The organism is Maribacter litoralis (assembly GCF_902506355.1).
Lineage (GTDB): Bacteria > Bacteroidota > Bacteroidia > Flavobacteriales > Flavobacteriaceae > Maribacter > Maribacter litoralis.
On record NZ_LR733271.1, the window covers coordinates 2,571,041 to 2,589,587 of the forward strand.

An 18,547-nucleotide genomic window follows, 5' to 3' on the forward strand; every position below is an offset into this window, starting at 1 on the left:
TTTACTTTTTTACAAACAACAAATAAAAAGATTAAAAATGAGTATAATATTAAATGTTCACGCAAGACAAATTTTAGATTCTAGAGGAAACCCAACTGTAGAAGTAGATGTAGTTACTGAGAATGGTGTAATGGGTAGAGCTGCAGTGCCTTCTGGAGCTTCTACCGGTGAACATGAAGCTGTTGAATTACGTGATGGTGGTGATTCTTTCATGGGTAAAGGTGTAAGTAAGGCTGTAGATAACGTAAATAGCATAATTGCAGAAGAGATATTGGGTATGAGTGTGTTTGATCAAAATCTTTTGGATCAAACAATGATCGATTTAGATGGTACGCCAAACAAATCTAAATTAGGCGCTAATGCAATTTTAGGTGTTTCCTTGGCTGCTGCTAAAGCTGCTGCTAATGAACTTGGTCTTTCGTTATTTAGATATGTAGGTGGTGTTAGTGCTAATACACTTCCTGTACCAATGATGAACATTATTAATGGTGGTTCTCACTCAGATGCGCCTATCGCATTTCAAGAGTTTATGGTAATGCCTGTAAAAGCAAAAAGCTTTTCTCACGCAATGCAAATGGGTACTGAAATCTTTCACAACCTTAAAAAAGTATTACATGACCGTGGTCTTAGTACTGCAGTAGGTGATGAGGGTGGTTTTGCTCCGAACCTTGCAGGTGGTACAGAAGATGCCTTGGATACTATTGCTAAAGCTGTTGAGAAAGCTGGGTATACATTAGGTGATGATGTTATGATCGCTTTAGATTGTGCTGCTGCAGAATTCTTTGTAGATGGTAAATATGATTACACTAAGTTTGAAGGTGAATCTGGTGTAATTAGAACATCTGAAGAGCAGGCACAATATTTGGCAGATTTAAGTGCCAAATATCCTATTATTTCTATTGAGGATGGTATGGATGAGAATGACTGGGATGGCTGGAAAGCTTTAACTGAAAAAGTTGGAGATAAAGTACAATTGGTAGGTGACGATTTATTTGTAACCAATGTTGAACGTTTGTCTACAGGAATTGAAAAAGGGATCGCAAACTCAATTTTGATTAAGGTAAATCAGATCGGTACTTTGACAGAAACAATAGCTGCAGTGAATATGGCTAAAAATGCAGGTTATACTTCAGTAATGTCGCACCGTTCTGGTGAAACAGAAGATAATACTATTGCTGATTTAGCAGTAGCGTTGAATACAGGTCAAATTAAGACCGGTTCGGCTTCAAGATCTGATCGTATGGCTAAATATAACCAACTACTTCGTATAGAAGAAGAGTTAGGTAGCATGGCTTACTATCCACAAGAAAAAGCCTTTAAATTAGGTTAATTTAGATGCGAAATATATAATTAAGCCTTTCTCTCGAGAAAGGCTTTTTTTTTTGGCGTACTTCAAAACTTTAACTACCTTTTGAGAATAAACCAATAATAATACCCCTTTGTTAGCGTATGAATAATTTTCTTTTTGTTTCAGCAGAAAACGATGCTATTCCAGATTGTAAAGCGGGTGGAATGGGTGATGTTGTAAGAGATGTGCCTAGGGAGATTTCGAAACGAGAAGATAGGGTTCACGTGGTTGTGCCTTCTTACTCTAGATTACATAAGAATGGAATTTTCAAAACCAAATTAGAGTTTAGCCTTCGTGGTGTTTCCTATACTGCAGAGTTGTACGAGGTTATTCCAAAAAGAGTAGATAAGAATATAACACATTATGTTATTCATCATCCAGAAATAGTAGAAGGTGGTATTGCACATATTTATCATGATGACCCTACAGAACCATTTTTTAATGATTTTGTAAAATTTGTCATTTTTTGTACCGCTACTGCAGAAGCTATTAAAATTGGTGCTTTTGGAGATTTAGATATAGTGCATTTACATGATTGGCATTCTGCGGCACTTTTGTTTATAAAGACTTATCATCCAAATTATAGTGATTTGAAAAAGATGAGATATGTCTACACCATACATAATTTGGCAATACAGGGTATCCGTCCTTTTTATAATAATTATGCTTCTGTGAACAATTGGTTTCCAGAAATACAGTTGGATCACAATGCCTTAATGGACTCTAGATATCATGATTGTATTAATTTAATGGCAGTTGGTATTCGTTTGGCAGATGCCGTGCATACGGTATCTCCTTCATATAAAGAAGATGTACTTTTATCTAGTAGAAGACCAGAGTTTATAGGTGGTGAAAGTTTAGAAAATGATTTGTTGAATGCGGATAATGAAGGTCGTCTCTTTGGTATTTTAAATGCTAGTAACTATGGTAATATAAGAGTTGCGGAAAAAGGTTTTCTTTATAGGAATACGGTTAAAGCGTTATTTAGATGGCTACAAGAAAACTCAAAGAAATATAAAGCAGATTTTTTAGCACATACCGGGGAAAAGATTATGCAGTACGTAGGCAATAGACCTAAATTTATAGTGTCTAGTGTAGCAAGACTTACAGAGCAGAAATTTTATTTTTTAAAGCGCTCACCTGAAGCATTTGAAAAAATGTTGGTAAGGTTGAATGAGGTAGATGGTATATTTATGCTCTTAGGGACCGGAGACCCAGATTATGAGGAATTTTTTCGTCATATGAGTTACCATCATAAAAATTTCGTATTCACCAACGGGCAGTCGGAAGATTTGATCGATTCTATGTATTTGGAAACCGACCTCTATTTTATGCCAAGTTTGTTTGAACCTTGTGGAATAAGTCAAATGTTGGCGATGAGAAATGGAAATCCTTGCCTGGTGCATCATACAGGCGGACTAAAAGATACCGTAGATCACTTGAAAACAGGTTTCGCTTTTAGCGGAAATACCTATGATGAACAGATAAGTAACATGGTGAAAAGCTTCGATGAAGCATTGACCATTTGGGAGCATGATAAAGTCACTTGGAAAAAGATAAAAGCGAACGCAAAAAAAGCTCGTTTTACTTGGGGAAAATCTTTAGATGCGTATTATGAGTCACTATATCTGTTGTAATGAAAGCTATTCATAGTACTTATTGTTAATTTTACCCAAAACAGATTTTTGAAATTGGTAGACCAATCCTGTTTTGTTAACTTTACGAGGAGTATTTAAAACGTAAAAATTAAAAATGTCAGACAAAGCTATTTTAGAATATAATGGTGAAAAATATGAGTTTCCGGTAATAAAGGGAACCGAAGATGAACTTGCAATAGATATCAAATCTTTGCGTTCTGCAACCAAAGGAATGATAACCATTGATCCGGGTTTTAAAAATACAGGATCATGTGAAAGTGCTATTACTTTTTTAGATGGCGAAAAAGGAATTTTACGTTACAGAGGATATTCAATTGAGGAGTTAGCTGAGAAGGCAGATTTCTTAGAAGTTGCATATGCTTTAATATTTGGAAACTTACCTAACAAAGAAGAACTGGCAAAGTTCCATAAGGATATAAAAGATGAGTCTCACGTAGATGAGGAGATGAAAAAGATTTTGGACGGTTTTCCAAAGTCTGCACACCCAATGGGTGTTTTGTCTTCTTTGACAAGTGCATTGATTGCATTTAATCCATCTACTGTTGATGTAAGTTCAGATGAAGATATGTACCATGCAATTGTACGTATTCTTGCAAAATTCCCGGTTCTTGTAGCTTGGACTTTACGTAAAAAGAAAGGTCTTCCATTAGATTATGGAGATGATAGTTTAGGGTATGTTGAGAACATTCATAAAATGATGTTCAAGCGTCCTAATCAAGATTATAAAAAGAACAAGGTTGTTATTGAGGCATTAGACAAGTTGTTGATCTTACATGCAGATCATGAACAAAACTGTTCTACGAGTACTGTTCGTATCGTAGGTTCTTCACATGCTGGTTTATTCGCGTCTTTATCTGCTGGTATTTCAGCGCTTTGGGGACCACTTCATGGTGGTGCCAACCAAGCGGTGTTAGAAATGCTTGAAGCTATTGAAGCTGATGGTGGTGACACTAAAAAATACATGGCTAAAGCAAAAGATAAGTCTGACCCATTCAGGCTAATGGGCTTTGGACATAGAGTTTATAAGAACTTCGACCCACGTGCCAAAATTATTAAAGTTGCAGCAGACGAGGTATTGGCAGACTTAGGTATTGATGATCCTATACTTGATATTGCCAAAGGTTTAGAAAAAGAAGCACTTGAAGATCAGTACTTTGTTGATAGAAAATTATACCCTAATGTAGATTTCTATTCAGGTATTATTTACAGAGCTTTGGGTATACCAACAGAAATGTTTACGGTTATGTTCGCATTGGGTAGATTGCCAGGGTGGATTGCACAATGGAGAGAAATGAGATTGAAAGGTGAACCAATTGGTAGACCAAGACAAGTATATACAGGTGAAAATTTAAGATCTTTTGTTGAACTTGACAAAAGGTAGATTGCTACCGTTAATAAAAAAACAAAAGCTCTTTTAATTTTTAAAGGAGCTTTTTTTTGTGCCATATTTTAATTCATATTTAAATATAGACTTATGTTACAATTAAATATCAATGATGAAATTTCACCTTTAAAGGCGGTTGTGCTGGGTATCGCGAAAAGTTCGGGACCAACACCTACTTTAGAGGAAGCTTATGACCCAAAATCCAAAGAACATATTAAGGCGGGTACTTATCCCTTGGAAGCCGATATGATTGAAGAAATGGAAGCTTTTAAAAATGTCTTTGAAAAATATGATGTTAAGGTTTTTAGACCCGAGGTTCTTGAAGATTGTAATCAGATATTTACCCGAGATATCGCTTTTGTTATTGAAGATAAATTGATAAAAGCCAATATCTTGCCTGATCGAGAACAAGAGGTAGAGGCTATTTTACATGTTCTGGATAAAATAGACGATGATAATATTCTAACACCGCCAGATGATGTTCATGTAGAAGGTGGTGATGTAATGCCTTGGAATGATTATATTTTCGTTGGTACGTATACCGCAGATGATTACCCTTCATATATTACGGCAAGAACAAATAAGGCTGCTGTTGAATATTTGACCAAACAGTTTCCTCACAAAACAATCAAATCATTTGAGTTGCGTAAATCCAATACCGTAGCTAAAGACAATGCCTTGCATTTAGATTGTTGTTTTCAACCCTTAGGTAAGGGGAAAGCTATCATTCATAAAAATGGTTTTCTGGTAGAGGAGGAGTACCAGTGGTTGGTAGACTTTTTTGGTAAAGAGAATGTTTTTGAAATCGATGCTGTGGAAATGTACCATATGTACAGTAACGTTTTTTCTATTTCACCAGACGTGGTTGTATCTGAACAAAACTTTACCCGACTTAACAATTGGTTACGCGAACAGGGCTTTACGGTAGAAGAGATTCCGTATGCAGAGATATCAAAACAAGAAGGCTTACTTCGTTGTAGTACGTTGCCCCTAATTAGAGATTAATTAATAATTCAAAAATAGTAACAACTTAATTAGTACCCCTATGCAAATTACAAATACAATACTCATGATTCGTCCTATTTCATTCAGAATGAATGAACAGACCGCTGTCAACAACTACTTTATGGAAGATATTGATATGAAGAATCAAGAAATTAATGGAAAAGCTCAAGAAGAGTTTGATGCATTTGTATCCGTATTAAAAAATAAAGGCGTTAATGTTATTGTTGTGCAGGATACCAAAGAACCTGATACTCCAGATAGTGTTTTTCCAAATAATTGGATTTCTTTTCATGCAAACGGTACGGTAGGGGTTTACCCAATGTTTGCGGAGAATAGAAGGGAAGAGCGCCGAGACGATATTTTCGATATCTTAGAAGAGAACGGGTTTAAAATAAATGATGTTATCGATTATACTTCTGCCGAAGAAGAAGAATTGTTTCTTGAAGGTACCGGTAGTATTCTTATTGACAGGGTAAATAAAAAAGCATATTGCGCACTTTCTGAACGCGCAGACGAGGAGTTGTTTATAGAGTTCTGTGAAGATTTTGATTTTTTTCCGGTAATATTTACAGCGAATCAATCTGTAGACGGTAAAAGGCTACCTATATATCACACTAATGTAATGATGGCATTGGCAGAAAATTTTGTTGTTATCTGTGCGGACTCCATAGATGATAAAAAGGAAAGAAAGAATGTATTGGACCATCTTAAGAAAGATGGTAAAGAAATCATTACCATTACAGAACAGCAAATGCATCATTTTGCTGGTAATATGTTGCAGGTTTTAGGTGGTAATGATAAAAGATATATGGTTATGAGTTCGGCGGCATATCATAGTTTGACTAAAGATCAGATTGCTCAAATAGAGAAACACTGTGGTATTCTACATAGTTCTTTGCATACTATTGAAACCTGTGGAGGTGGTAGTGCCCGTTGTATGATGGCTGAAGTTTTTCTTCCTAAAGCATAATAATACGTGTTGGCCTATTGAAATATTTAAATTTAATAGGCTAACATTTGTTAACGGTATTTGCTATCTTCATAGAGATTGAAAGTTTTATCTATCAAAGATCTTTATGAGGTTAAGAGCAATTTATATTTTTTCGATATTTTCAATTTTAGGGTTGATATTCGTATCGGCGAATTCACCTAAGGTATCTGGTTATGAAATTGTAGAGAAAACAAAACTTCAAAATCAACAGGGTAATGAAGACTTCAACAAGATGATGGATGTGCTTACCCATCAACGATGTATGAATTGTCACCCTAGTGACCATATTCCTAAGCAAGGAGATGAGAGTCATCCGCACTATTTTGGTATGGCAAGAGGTGAAGATGACCATGGCTTTGAAGCTACTACTTGCAATACGTGTCATCAATCTGAAAATAATATGAATTCAGGGGTTCCTGGTGCACCACATTGGGCATTGGCGCCTGCCTCTATGGCTTGGGAAGGACTTACAAGAACTGAAATCGCAGAGCGTTTGTTGGACAAAAGTATGAACGGCAATAGAAGTCACGAAGATTTAATAAAACATATGACAGAAGATGACCTGGTGCTTTGGGCATGGGAACCTGGGGTAGACGCCGATGGAGAACAACGTACATTGCCACCGGTTTCAAAGGAAGATTTTAAAATAGCAGTTGAAAATTGGTTTGCTAACGGAGCGGTCATTCCTTCTAAATAAATAAACTTTATGAAAATTTCCATTACTGTAAACGGAGTAATAAAAGCTCTTGAAATAGCAGATGAAAATACGCCCTTACTTTGGGTAATTCGAGATACATTAAACTTAAAGGGTACAAAATTTGGCTGCGGAAAAGCGGCTTGTGGGGCTTGTACCTTACATGTAGATGGTGAGGCTGTTCGGTCTTGTTCCTATCCCGTTAAATTTGCTGAAGGTAAAGAAGTAACTACTATTGAAGGGTTGGGAGACAGAGAAAACCCACATCCTGTTCAACAAGCTTGGATAGAGGAGATTGTACCGCAATGTGGATATTGTCAACCTGGATTTATGATGGCAACGGCCGCATTGTTGAATAAAGTTCCTACACCAACAGATGAGGATATAGATAAGAATATTATCAATGTATGTCGCTGTGGCACCTATTACAGAATGCGAAAGGCGATACATAAGGCGGCGGAATTGCAAGCGGGTAAGGTTATGAACGAATCTAAAACCCTGTAATCAATGGCTGATAAAAGTAAAAAAAAAGTTTCTAGGCGTAAGTTTCTAGTACGTGGTGGATTGGGAACCATTGGTGTTGTAGCTATAGGTGCATATATTTTTAGAAACCCCATACGCCGACAGATTTTAGGAATGGTAAATTCTTTAGAGGCACCCTATACCGATAATACCGACAAGCCTATGGTTTGGTTCGAGGTTACATCTAATAATACTATTCTTTTACATTCTCCTAAAATGGAAATGGGTCAGGGTACGTTTACCGGTATTGCCCAAATGGCTGCCGATGAACTTTCTGTCACCATGAATCAGATAAAAGTGGTTCATGCAGCTTCTTCTACCGGTAATGTAGATAGTTTTGCTACTGGCGGTAGTACGTCTATTTCTGGATTATGGAAACCGCTCAGGGAGCTTGCTGCAATGTTAAGGGTTATGCTCTTAAAAGAGGCTGCACTTAAACTAAATATTGGGGTCGATGAACTCTCGGTAGCGGATGGAATAATATCGGGTAACGGCAAAACGCTGACATATGCTCAGGCAGCGGAAGGAGTAGAACAATGGGAAGTGCCAGATGCACCTGTTTTAAAAGATATAAAGGACTATAAGTATATTGGTCAGCCTATTGCTAGAGTAGATTTGGAAGCTAAGGTATATGGTGATCCTATTTTTGGTATGGATGCCGATATGCCGGGTATGCTCTATGGGGCAGTAGTTAGACCAACAAAAATTGGAGCTACCTTCGTTAGTGCAGATACGTCTGGAGCTGAAAATATGCCCGGGGTAATTAAAATAATCGTTGAAGATGACTTTGTAGGAGTTGTAGCCAATTCTATGATAGAGGCAGAGCATGCAAAAAATGCAATCAAGGTAACTTGGAATAGTATTGAGGATTTAGATACTACTGCCATAACCGAAATGATGACGGTCGGTAATGGTAATTCTACTATAATACAACAAAATGGAGCTGCTTTTGATGAGGATGATGAATTTGAAACCTTGGAATTTAGAAGTCCTATTGGGGCACATGCGCAAATTGAACCTAATGGTGTTGTAGCCTCGGTGGAATCGGATAACGCAATTATTAAAATTTCTACACAGGTAGTTAGTCTTACCAGAAAAGAAGTTGCCAAAAGGTTAGGTTTAGATACCGAACAAGTGAATATTGTGCCTACGTATTTAGGGGGTGGTTTTGGTAGAAGGTTACATACACCGCATGCAGTGCAAGCCGCGGTAATGTCTAAAGCTGTGGGTAAACCGGTAAAATACTTTTTCAGTAGAAAGGAAGAATTTCAGCATGATATGTTTCGCCCGCCAACACATCATATTATTAAAGGTAAATTAAATACGGATGGATTTTTAGATACGCTAGAGCATGAATTTGTGAGTGGTGATGTTGCTACAGATTCGGCATTGGTTCCAAATGTACTTACAAACTTTCTTGGTGCTGATGTTGGTGCCATACGGGGCGGATTCATACAATATACGGCCATACCTAATTTCAAGTCGGTTTATTGGCACGTTGAGCTGCCTTTTGCCACTAGCTGGTGGCGTAGCCTAGGTTTGTTGGCAAATACCTTTGCTATGGAAAGTTTTATTGATGAAATGGCGCTTAAAGGAAACAAAAATGCAGTCGATTTTAGGTTACAGCAAATCGGAGAGCAAGATATTGATGTTCGTTTAAAAAATGTTATTAAGGCAGCAGCTGAAAAAGCAAAATATTCAGAAGAGGTTGTAGAAGGTCGTGCTATGGGCTTTGCAGCGTCTATAGATGCAAATACCCCTTGTGCCCAAGTGGCTGAAGTTTCTATTGTCGATAATGAAATTAAAGTTCATAAAGTAACGGTTGCCATGGATCCTGGTTTGGCTGTAAATCCGGATCAAATTCGAGCGCAGTGCGAGGGTTGTGTTATTATGGGCATGAGTGCTGTACTTTATGAGCAAATGTTCGTTGAGAATGGCGAGTTGACTCCAACCATTTATGGTCCATATCAAATGGCATTGATGAAGAATGCCCCCAAAGAAATAGATGTGGTATTATTACAAAGAAAAGATACTCCAGGTGCTGTAGGGGAGCCTCCATTAGGACCTATTGGTGCTGCAATTGCCAATGCTGTTAGAAGATTAACGGGCGAACGCTTGACACAGTTGCCACTTAAACTTTCTACCGAATCATAATTTTAATAGGTAATCCCGTCACGCTTCCATCTTTTGTGAGTCCATAAATACAATTCAGGGTATTTTTCAATGACCTTTTCCAACTTATTGGCATATAAATCAATAATGTTCTGTTCGTTTAAAGTGGCTGCTTGGTTAACAATGTTCTCGAAGAAAAGCTCATAGGATCCGCGTTTTATTTTCTTTAGATAGGGAATGAATATTGCTGAATCTGTTTTCTTGGCTATTTTGGCAGCACCTGTAAAAAAGGAGGTTTGCTGATTAAAAAATATGGTTTGCTGCTTGCCGGATTTTCCTAACGGACTTTGATCGCCAATGACACAGTTCATGGAAACGATGTTGTTATTATTTAAATGAAGTAAATGGCGGTATCCTTCATTACTAGGAATACAATGAACATTAAAACGTTCTCGCATCAATATGAACAAATCGTTGAAATAGGTATTAGATAATGGTTTGTATAAAGTATTGCAGTTTACATTTAGAAATAAAGGTACTGTAGTAAGCCATTCCCAATTGCCTTGGTGTGCGGTGTACAGCATAATATTTTCATTGTTTTTTAGGTGATTGGTCAATAGGGATAGGTTGTTGATTTTAAACCTGTTTTGAACTTCATTTGGCTTAATGGTCAATAATTTAATCGCCTCAAAGAACATGTCGCAGAAATGCCTGTAAAATTTTTTTGCGATGCTGTTGATTTCTTTTTCTGTCTTGTCGGGGAACGCTACATGTAGATTTTTGCAGACTACTTTTTTTCGGTATCCAAGTACGTAGTACGTTAAGAAAAAAGTGATGTCAGATATGATGTATAATGCCCAAAAAGGTAAAATTGACAATACATAAAATGGAAAGAAACGTAAGTATTTCATCTTCAAAAAATTATGATAGTGATTGATGCTGCCTAAAAACGCTTACAATACTAGTCGTGAAAATAAAATGGATATTACTCTAAAGAATAAAAAAATAACTCTTTAGCTTAAAACTAATTTTGGTCGGTTTTAGCAATATTTCTGATCATGCCACCAAATATGAAATAGTGAAAAGGCACTATGCTATACCAATATAATCTACCGCGCAAACCACGTGGTCTAAAGGTAGCGGTTTGATGTAGTACGTTATTATCATCAATTTTAAATTCCAACCATGCTTCGCCAGGTAGTTTCATTTCGGCGAATAACAATAATCTTTTCGCTTTTTTGTCCGCAAGTAATACACGCCAAAAGTCAAGTGAATCACCCGCAAATATTTTGTCTGGATGTGTTCTGCCTCGTCTTAAACCAACACCGCCCCAAAGTTTATCTAAAAATCCCCTAATTTTCCATAACCAATTTCCATAGTACCATCCGGTTTCACCGCCAATGCTCCATATACGCTCTAGAACTTCCTCTGGTTGAGTAACTTGAAGTTGCTTGTAGTCTTTCAATACTCCATATTTTGGGACTTGTATATGTTTTTCAAGGTTGTCAAGAAAACGACCACTGATCATACTGTCTTTCCAACTGCTGATCACCAAGTTTTGTTCTATCTTTTTAAATGCTAAATCAATAGCTTCTTTGTAGGTATGTGGTTCAATGTTAAGTATATCCTGTAATCTGGTATCTTTTGCTATAACTTCTATTTTCATGCTATCTACCAGATTCAATGCCAATTTATATGATGTTGAGGTTACAAAGTATAACCAATATGAAGATAGTTTCGGAGTCATTACAGGTACGGTCCAAATCCAATTTTTGAATCCTCTGACTTCGGCATATTTATGCAACATTTCTTTATAAGTGAGTACATTTGGTCCGGCAATATCAAATGAATCGTTATATGTTTTTTCGTTTCCTAAAACTCCGGTTAAAAATGCGATAACATCACGAATGGCAATAGGTTGCGTTTTGGTTAATACCCATTTAGGAGTAATCATCACAGGTAGTTTTTCACATAAATCGCGAATAATTTCAAATGAAGAACTGCCTGACCCAACTATGATTCCTGCTCTTAAAACAGTTAGGTTAAAATCACCTTGGTAAAGAATATCTTCTACATTTTTTCTAGATTGTAAATGTTTTGAAAGTAGCTCGTCATTTACTATTCCACTTAAATAAATTACTTGTTCAATTTGAGTTTTAGAAACATACTTGTTGAAATTTTCCGCGGTTTTCGCCTCCATGTCATCAAAGTCTTGTGTAGAAGAACTCATGGAGTGAATTAGAAAGTATGCGGCATCAATATCTTGTGGAACTACATTATCTTTGGGGTCCTCTAGAAAATCAATTTCAATAACTTCAATTTGGCTTCTGGTTTCTTTATCTACAGAAAGTCTGGTTTCATCGCGTACCGCACAAACAATGTCATGACCCATTTCTAAAAGTTGAGGTAATAATCGCATACCTATATAACCATTGGCGCCTGTGAGTAGTATTTTCATAAATCTTCTATTGATGTTGGTGCATTATCAGCTTTGTAATCCATTATTTTTTTAAGGAATTTTTGTACCGCTTTTGTATCGGACTCCACTTTTATAAAATATTGGTCTTTGTAAATGGAGTACACTGAAGCCTGTCCTTTGTATATAGAAAGTTTATAATAGGGTATCACCAAGGCATAAGATTCTAATAAAGATCTAAAGCCAACAATAATCCCTTTTGGTCTCATTTCTATATTGCAGGTATTTCTGTTATTATCTAAAATCAGTAAATTTCGAATGTCGATACTGGTTTCTGTAATAATAAGTTTTGGGGAGCCTATACCGCCCAATGCCCATCTTTCTTTTAAAGTAAATGGCTTGCCCACTTCAGCGTCAATTTTCTTGGAAACCGATTTGTTGTTATAAGATACGTTTACGAGCATGTATGTTTTCTTACACTGTTTTCATTAAAGTTAACGAAATGCCGAATGAATGCCGCATCTGTTCATCTTAAAGCATAAAAAATGATTAATTTTGCAGCCTTAATTAAACGTTTTGGTGAATATTCAAGAGGTACTATCAGATAAAGTAAAAGAAGCGGTAAAATCTATTTTTGACAAGGAATTGCCAAATGTAGAATTTCAGCCTACACGTAAAGATTTTGAAGGAGATATCACTATTGTGGTATTCCCGATGTTGCGTGTAGTTAAGGGTAACCCTGTTCAAATTGGGGAGCAAATTGGTTCTTATTTACAAGAGCATGTAGAAGCTGTTGCAGGCTTTAACGTAATTAAAGGATTTTTGAATATCGTTATTGATGATAGTTATTATTTAAATTTCTTTACATCAATTACCTCCATTGATCAATACGGTTATGTAATAGAGTCCGATGATGCCGTTATGGTAGAATATTCTTCTCCAAATACCAATAAGCCTTTGCATTTAGGTCATATCCGAAATAATTTATTGGGCTATTCTGTTGCTGAAATTTTAAAGGCATCTGGTAAAAAAGTGTACAAGACCCAAATCATCAATGACAGAGGAATCCATATTTGTAAAAGTATGGTGGCTTGGCAGAAATTCGGAAATGGAGAAACACCGGAGTCTACAGGATTAAAAGGGGATAAGCTAGTTGGTAACTATTATGTAGCTTTTGATAAAGCATATAAAGAACAAATAGCGGAATTAGTAGCTAAAGGCACTGAGCAAAAAGTTGCCGAAAAAGAGGCTCCTATTTTATTGGAAGCCCAAGAAATGTTGTTGAAATGGGAATCTGGAGATGAAGAGACAGTTTCGCTTTGGAAAACCATGAACGGTTGGGTGTATAAAGGTTTTGATGTTACTTATAAAAACTTGGGCGTTGATTTTGATACCCTTTATTATGAAAGTGACACCTACCTTTTAGGAAAAGATGTTGTTGCGGAGGGATTGAAAAAAGGTGTTTTCTTTAAGAAGGACGACGGTAGTGTTTGGATAGATTTGACCGACGACGGATTGGATGAAAAAATTGTACTTCGTTCAGATGGTACTGCGGTTTACATGACCCAAGATATTGGTACGGCGATACAACGTGTTAAAGACCACCCAGATGTAAATGGTATGGTATATACCGTGGGTAACGAGCAAGATTATCACTTTAAAGTATTGTTTTTAATACTACAAAAACTCGGGTTTTCATGGTCTAATAAACTACATCACCTAAGTTACGGGATGGTAGATTTACCTAGCGGAAAAATGAAGAGTAGAGAGGGTACAGTTGTAGATGCCGATGATCTTATGGCAGATATGACCCAAACTGCTGCAAATATTTCTGAGGAACTAGGTAAGCTAGAAGATTATAATGAAGAAGAAAAGCAATCGCTTTATAAAATGATCGGTTTAGGAGCTTTAAAATATTACATATTAAAAGTAGATCCTAAAAAACGAATTTTGTTTGACCCAGAAGAGTCGGTAGATTTTCAAGGAAATACGGGTCCGTTTATTCAATATACCTACGCACGTATTCAGTCTATTTTAAGAAAGGCAGAAAGTATGGGGATTGATATTTCTAACGATGCCAAGGTTTCGGAATTACACGCGAAAGAAAAGGAACTGATCAAACAACTTCAAATATTCCCAGATACCATTCAATTAGCTGCAGATAATTTTAGTCCCGCTTTGATTGCCAATTATACATATGATCTGGTAAAGGAATTCAATTCTTTTTACCAACAGGTTTCCATATTAGGCGAGGCAGATGAGGCTAAAAAAGTTTTACGTGTTCAGTTGTCTAAAAAGGTTTCCGAAGTTATACAAGATGCTTTTAAGCTGTTGGGCGTAGAGGTGCCAGAACGTATGTAATACTAAAAACGTATTCGTACACTGGCATTCGGTGTTATGCCTAGAGATAATCTCTCAATGGTTTCAATTGTATTATCGTCTTGTAATCTGTAATAAGTGTTCAAGGTGTTCCGTCTGTTCGTAAAATTTAACACCGATGCTCCAAGTATTGCGTTTACGGTATCATTTATTTTAAGGGTGTAATTTGCAGAGGCATCTGCTCTAAAATACTCAGGTAGTCTGCTGCTGTTTGGTTCTTCATAATTGATTTGGGAAGGAAAAACAGTTTCATCTACTGGGTCGTTCTCATCTGGCTGGGTGAAAGGTTTTCCTGATTTATAATTTAAACCAACCCCTAATTTTAGATTTCCAATGGTGTAATTTCCTGCCACGGTTAACGAGTGCCTTACATCTAAATTATTTGGAAAAGTAGTTGGTGTCAAAATATCAAAAGTGTAGTCATTTTTATTGAAGGTGTAACTTAGCCAAGCGCTATAATCATTGTTCTTGGTATTAATTAAGAATTCGGCTCCCTTAACTACGTATGAGCCAATTTCGCCATCAAATTGATTCTGATTTTGGAAGCCTTGGGTGTAGACATTAATGCCATTGACTTCTTTGTAAAAACCGTCAATACCTATGTACAGTGTATTGGTATCGTAATTAAAACCTATTGAGCCCTGTTTACTTTTTGTAATGGGCAGATCCTTTCCGTCAGAAAGTATCCATCTTCTTTTTTCTATCCCTAGAAAGTTCTGTTCTAAATCTATAATCTGATTGGTAACCTGACTTTTATATTCCCCTAAAATTTCGGTTTTAAAATTTGGCATCAGTTCGTAACTGATGTTAATTCGTGGTTCAAAAATATACTCCTTAAATGTGTTTAGGTTTTCATAATAGTTAATTCTGCCACCTATGGTACCTTGTAATTTATCGTTCTCTGAGGCATACTGTATTTCTGAAAATAATGCATGTTGGCGAATTACCCCTTTTATGTTACTGGCAAATGGTGGTTGATTAAGGTTGGTGGTGTTTTCTATACCGGTTTCGGTAAATTCATAACCATTTGTCCAGTTTAAATTATCCCTTAATTTGTACGTGGTAGCCAATTTAAGGTTCGATTCTTTTACCAAGTTGTTTTGGGTTAAACGTTGAGCGTCATTATTGGAAATGGTGAGGGCATCTAGATCGTACTGCGTATAATAAGCACTTAGCACAGATGTGATTTTATTGGTCCACTCGCTTTGTAACTGTCCACCAATAGAAAAATTATCTTGATTTAAATTACTTCGGTCTGGTGCTGTAGCTTCATCTGTAGTTTCAAAATAATTTAAATTATTGCTCATGGTGATCATGCTGGTGCTTAACTTATGATCAGGATTAATTTCATGTATGAACTTGGTAGAGAAATCATAGAAATAAAACTCACTTTGGTTGTCCACTTCAGAGTCTTGAAAGGCTTTTTCTGAAAACGTGGTATAGGTTGGTGTGTTCAAAAAATCAGTATACGACCTACGTGCCGAAACTTGAATTGCAGATTTTTCACCGATAGGAATTTCACCAAAAATATCACCAGATATTAAATTAACGCCCGCTCCACCACTAAAGGTTAAAGGCAGTTCTTCCATCGATTTCATGCTCAAGGTACCGCTAACTCCTCCACCATACTTAGCTGAGGTTCCGTTTTTAATTATAGATACGTTTTCGGTAACATATGGATTGAAAGCTGATATTAAGCCAAAAAAGTGTCCGGTTTGATACATTTTTATGCCATCCCAAAGAATAAGGTTTTGGTCATTGGTTCCGCCTCGAATGTTAATGTCAGATACGGTTTCGTCAACACTTTTAATGCCTGGTAGCGCTTGTACCGTCTGTAAAATATCTGGTTCGCTAACACCTGGTAAAATGCCGAATTTTGAAGGATTTAGTTCAAAGCTGGCATTATTAAGTTTGTTTAACCCTGTAGTTAAAAATTGAGTAACAATAACCTCTTCCAATTCTTGGTAGCTAAGTGCCATAGCCACGGTTTTGCATTTAGAAGTTTTAATAAACTCTTTTGCTTTCATAAAAATGGGCTTATAGCCCAAATGTTTAATATGGATCAATGAATTTATTGGTACGTTGTCAAAACTGAACGAGCCGTTCTCTGTTGTTATGCCAGATATTTCAGAATCATAAATTTCAATGGTTGCACCGGGTATTGTGTTCTCTTCAAAATTATCAAAAACAAAACCGCATATAGAAATGGTAGTTGCTTTGGTTAAAGTGTAATAACGATCATTTAGTTTTTTGATGGTTATACCAGTAGCTTCACTAAGTTCCTTTAATATAACTTCAAGGGAATCTGAATTTGGCTTCGATACTTGTATTGCATTTACATCACCATCTGCAAAAGAGAATTTTACATTGTAGGTTTTTTCCAGTTCGGTTAGAACATTGCGCAACAACAAAGTGGTTTTAGGTTCACTTTGGGCATAGATGTTTCCACCGATAACCAGTAAAAACATAAAACCAATAAGAGTATTAAGGTGCTTTTTCTGCATAGAACAGCACTTTGTTCCCATCTAAGTTAAACTTAATTTGCAAAGGAACGCTTATACTTTTTAGGGCAAGTTCTAGATTTTCATTACTAAAAGTACCGGTAAAAAGTTGAGCGGTGTCAATATTTTCTGTTGTGATGTCAATATTATACTGCCTTTGAAGTTCATCTATTACATAGTGTAACGGTATGCTCTCAAAAGAACTTTCATTAGATAACCATGATGGCTCACCATTTACGGGAGCTTTGGACATGGTACTAGTTCCTGCGATGTTCAATATTGAATTGCCGGCAGGTAACTTGGTTTCTTCACCGTTGATAGTGACACTTACCAAACCTTCAAAACAGGTAACTTCAAAATATTCTTTTCTGTTTTCTACATTAAATTGTGTACCTAAAACGGTAACTAGCCCTTGTGAAGTTTTTACGGTAAATTTTTCTCCCTTAGCGACTTTAAAATAAGCTTCGCCGTTTAAGTCTACATTTCTATTGGAATCCCATTTTTTCTCGCTAAAAGTTAATTCTGAATCCGCGTTAAGTATTACTTCAGAATTATCGGGTAGGGTTATGGATTTGTTTTCTGCATATGAGGTGGAGAAAGATTCGTTCAGCGTACTTAAATAAAAGAACGATGCTGTTAGTAATACGGCAATAACTGCGGCAACACGTAGAAACTTTTTAAATGGCGATAACACAAAAACCTTTGGGGTTTCTACAGTTTTATGTTGTTCTATAGCATTCCAGGCTTTATCCATGTCAAAATCAGGTGACGCTAATTTTGACGAGGATTCCTTTATTTTTTTATATGTTTCGTAAGCCTCAGATTTCTTGAACTCCGCCAATTCGGCATCGGTCAATTCATCGTTTAGCCATTTTGCTAAGTAATTGTCTTGCATAATTTTAGCTTTCTCTCAGTATAACAACTATGTAGAGGAATACCCTACTTTTTTATTTTTTTATCAAGTATCAAGTAGTTGTGTTGTTTAATTGAAATGTATTTTTTTCACTAACTCACTAACCTATATCCCATCAATTTGCTCTCTTAAACTTTTTAATGCCAAATGCATCCTTTTTTCTATCGCTTTAACGCTTACACCTTCCATTTCGGCAATTTCTGCATATTTTTTTCCATCGATCCTATTCAATAAAAAAGTAGTACGTTGGTTTTCTGGTAAACTATTTAAGGCATTGTCCAATTTATCCTTAAACTGATTTTCCTCCATAATAAATTCAGGAGATTCATTGGTAGTCTTTAATGTTGCATCCGCATACTTTAAACGTACTTTTTCTGCTTTAATAACATTTAAGTACAAATTATTGGCTACCGTGTATAAATAAGATTTGGCTTTTTCTGGGGTAACTTTAGCACAATTCTCCCATAGTTTTACAAATGCTTCTTGTACGGCATCATTTGCTTTTTCCTCATTACCAAATTTGTAATAAATATAATTGAAGATGGTTTTAGACGTTTCATTAAAAACCTTCTTATAAACCAACTCTTCGCAAACGTTTAAATGTTTTTCCGTTTTCAATTATTT

Annotated in this window: 15 protein-coding genes; 9 read left to right on the top strand and 6 right to left on the bottom strand. The window is 36.2% G+C overall.

Annotation, left to right across the window (positions count from 1 at the left end; translation table 11 throughout):
* Positions 1-37 precede the first annotated feature (37 nt).
* From eno to EXIGUO8A_RS10795, 8 genes are all read left to right on the top strand, one after another.
* On the top strand, positions 38-1,330 hold the full coding sequence (eno, locus tag EXIGUO8A_RS10760; RefSeq protein WP_159303114.1) for a phosphopyruvate hydratase: 1,293 nt from the start codon (positions 38-40) through the stop codon (positions 1,328-1,330).
* A gap of 119 nt (positions 1,331-1,449) precedes the next feature.
* Positions 1,450-2,985: a glycogen synthase gene (locus EXIGUO8A_RS10765; RefSeq protein ID WP_159303115.1), complete on the top strand. Its 1,536-nt coding sequence runs from the start codon at positions 1,450-1,452 to the stop codon at positions 2,983-2,985.
* A 115-nt stretch (positions 2,986-3,100) separates the two neighbouring features.
* On the top strand, positions 3,101-4,387 hold the full coding sequence (locus EXIGUO8A_RS10770) for a citrate synthase (RefSeq protein ID WP_116770442.1): 1,287 nt from the start codon (positions 3,101-3,103) through the stop codon (positions 4,385-4,387).
* Positions 4,388-4,480: 93 nt separating this feature from the next.
* The gene (locus tag EXIGUO8A_RS10775) at positions 4,481-5,395 is read left to right on the top strand and encodes a dimethylarginine dimethylaminohydrolase family protein (RefSeq protein ID WP_159303116.1); all 915 of its coding nucleotides are present in this window, start codon (positions 4,481-4,483) and stop codon (positions 5,393-5,395) included.
* 40 nt (positions 5,396-5,435) lie between these two features.
* A complete protein-coding gene (gene ctlX, locus EXIGUO8A_RS10780) occupies positions 5,436-6,365 on the top strand; it encodes a citrulline utilization hydrolase CtlX (protein ID WP_159303117.1) in 930 nt (309 codons plus the stop codon).
* 106 nt (positions 6,366-6,471) lie between these two features.
* Entirely contained in the window at positions 6,472-7,083 is a 612-nt protein-coding gene (locus tag EXIGUO8A_RS10785) for a hypothetical protein (protein ID WP_201304113.1), read from the top strand.
* Between the two features lie 9 nt (positions 7,084-7,092).
* Positions 7,093-7,584: a (2Fe-2S)-binding protein gene (locus EXIGUO8A_RS10790; RefSeq protein ID WP_159303118.1), complete on the top strand. Its 492-nt coding sequence runs from the start codon at positions 7,093-7,095 to the stop codon at positions 7,582-7,584.
* Positions 7,585-7,587: 3 nt separating this feature from the next.
* Positions 7,588-9,756 (top strand): xanthine dehydrogenase family protein molybdopterin-binding subunit, encoded by a 2,169-nt coding sequence (locus tag EXIGUO8A_RS10795; protein WP_159303119.1) that lies wholly within the window; start codon positions 7,588-7,590, stop codon positions 9,754-9,756.
* A 2-nt stretch (positions 9,757-9,758) separates the two neighbouring features.
* Here the strand turns inward: EXIGUO8A_RS10795 and EXIGUO8A_RS10800 are convergent, their stop codons facing one another.
* The 3 genes from EXIGUO8A_RS10800 to EXIGUO8A_RS10810 all read right to left on the bottom strand — a co-directional run bounded on the left by EXIGUO8A_RS10800 (position 9,759) and on the right by EXIGUO8A_RS10810 (position 12,594).
* A complete protein-coding gene (locus EXIGUO8A_RS10800) occupies positions 9,759-10,625 on the bottom strand; it encodes a lysophospholipid acyltransferase family protein (RefSeq protein ID WP_159303120.1) in 867 nt (288 codons plus the stop codon).
* 113 nt (positions 10,626-10,738) lie between these two features.
* Complete coding sequence (locus tag EXIGUO8A_RS10805) at positions 10,739-12,172, bottom strand: SDR family oxidoreductase (protein ID WP_159303121.1); 1,434 nt, start codon at positions 12,170-12,172, stop codon at positions 10,739-10,741.
* A complete protein-coding gene (locus EXIGUO8A_RS10810; protein ID WP_159303122.1) occupies positions 12,169-12,594 on the bottom strand; it encodes a hypothetical protein in 426 nt (141 codons plus the stop codon). The genes EXIGUO8A_RS10805 and EXIGUO8A_RS10810 overlap by 4 nt, the downstream gene beginning before the upstream one ends.
* A gap of 115 nt (positions 12,595-12,709) precedes the next feature.
* Here EXIGUO8A_RS10810 and argS point away from each other — a divergent pair, with 115 nt between their 5' ends.
* On the top strand, positions 12,710-14,491 hold the full coding sequence (gene argS / locus EXIGUO8A_RS10815; protein ID WP_159303123.1) for an arginine--tRNA ligase: 1,782 nt from the start codon (positions 12,710-12,712) through the stop codon (positions 14,489-14,491).
* A gap of 2 nt (positions 14,492-14,493) precedes the next feature.
* Here the strand turns inward: argS and EXIGUO8A_RS10820 are convergent, their stop codons facing one another.
* The 3 genes from EXIGUO8A_RS10820 to EXIGUO8A_RS10830 form a co-directional block, all read right to left on the bottom strand.
* Entirely contained in the window at positions 14,494-17,013 is a 2,520-nt protein-coding gene (locus EXIGUO8A_RS10820) for a TonB-dependent receptor plug domain-containing protein (RefSeq protein ID WP_159303124.1), read from the bottom strand.
* Positions 16,994-17,905 (bottom strand): FecR family protein, encoded by a 912-nt coding sequence (locus tag EXIGUO8A_RS10825; RefSeq protein ID WP_159303125.1) that lies wholly within the window; start codon positions 17,903-17,905, stop codon positions 16,994-16,996. The genes EXIGUO8A_RS10820 and EXIGUO8A_RS10825 overlap by 20 nt, the downstream gene beginning before the upstream one ends.
* A 123-nt stretch (positions 17,906-18,028) precedes the next feature.
* Positions 18,029-18,541 carry an RNA polymerase sigma factor gene (locus EXIGUO8A_RS10830; RefSeq protein WP_159303126.1) on the bottom strand — a complete coding sequence of 171 codons (513 nt, stop codon included), beginning with the start codon at positions 18,539-18,541 and terminating at the stop codon, positions 18,029-18,031.
* Between the last annotated feature and the right edge of the window lie 6 nt (positions 18,542-18,547).

Excerpts from the sequence above, each read along its gene's own strand:
- EXIGUO8A_RS10805 (WP_159303121.1), bottom strand. The coding sequence starts at position 12,172 with ATGAAAATACTACTCACAGGCGCCAATGGTTATATAGGTATGCGATTA.
- eno (WP_159303114.1), top strand. The coding sequence starts at position 38 with ATGAGTATAATATTAAATGTTCACGCAAGACAAATTTTAGATTCTAGA.
- EXIGUO8A_RS10790 (WP_159303118.1), top strand. The coding sequence starts at position 7,093 with ATGAAAATTTCCATTACTGTAAACGGAGTAATAAAAGCTCTTGAAATA.
- EXIGUO8A_RS10785 (WP_201304113.1), top strand. The coding sequence starts at position 6,472 with ATGAGGTTAAGAGCAATTTATATTTTTTCGATATTTTCAATTTTAGGG.
- EXIGUO8A_RS10800 (WP_159303120.1), bottom strand. The coding sequence starts at position 10,625 with ATGAAATACTTACGTTTCTTTCCATTTTATGTATTGTCAATTTTACCT.
- EXIGUO8A_RS10765 (WP_159303115.1), top strand. The coding sequence starts at position 1,450 with ATGAATAATTTTCTTTTTGTTTCAGCAGAAAACGATGCTATTCCAGAT.
- EXIGUO8A_RS10825 (WP_159303125.1), bottom strand. The coding sequence starts at position 17,905 with ATGCAAGACAATTACTTAGCAAAATGGCTAAACGATGAATTGACCGAT.
- EXIGUO8A_RS10810 (WP_159303122.1), bottom strand. The coding sequence starts at position 12,594 with ATGCTCGTAAACGTATCTTATAACAACAAATCGGTTTCCAAGAAAATT.
- EXIGUO8A_RS10775 (WP_159303116.1), top strand. The coding sequence starts at position 4,481 with ATGTTACAATTAAATATCAATGATGAAATTTCACCTTTAAAGGCGGTT.
- ctlX (WP_159303117.1), top strand. The coding sequence starts at position 5,436 with ATGCAAATTACAAATACAATACTCATGATTCGTCCTATTTCATTCAGA.
- EXIGUO8A_RS10795 (WP_159303119.1), top strand. The coding sequence starts at position 7,588 with ATGGCTGATAAAAGTAAAAAAAAAGTTTCTAGGCGTAAGTTTCTAGTA.
- EXIGUO8A_RS10820 (WP_159303124.1), bottom strand. The coding sequence starts at position 17,013 with ATGCAGAAAAAGCACCTTAATACTCTTATTGGTTTTATGTTTTTACTG.
- EXIGUO8A_RS10770 (WP_116770442.1), top strand. The coding sequence starts at position 3,101 with ATGTCAGACAAAGCTATTTTAGAATATAATGGTGAAAAATATGAGTTT.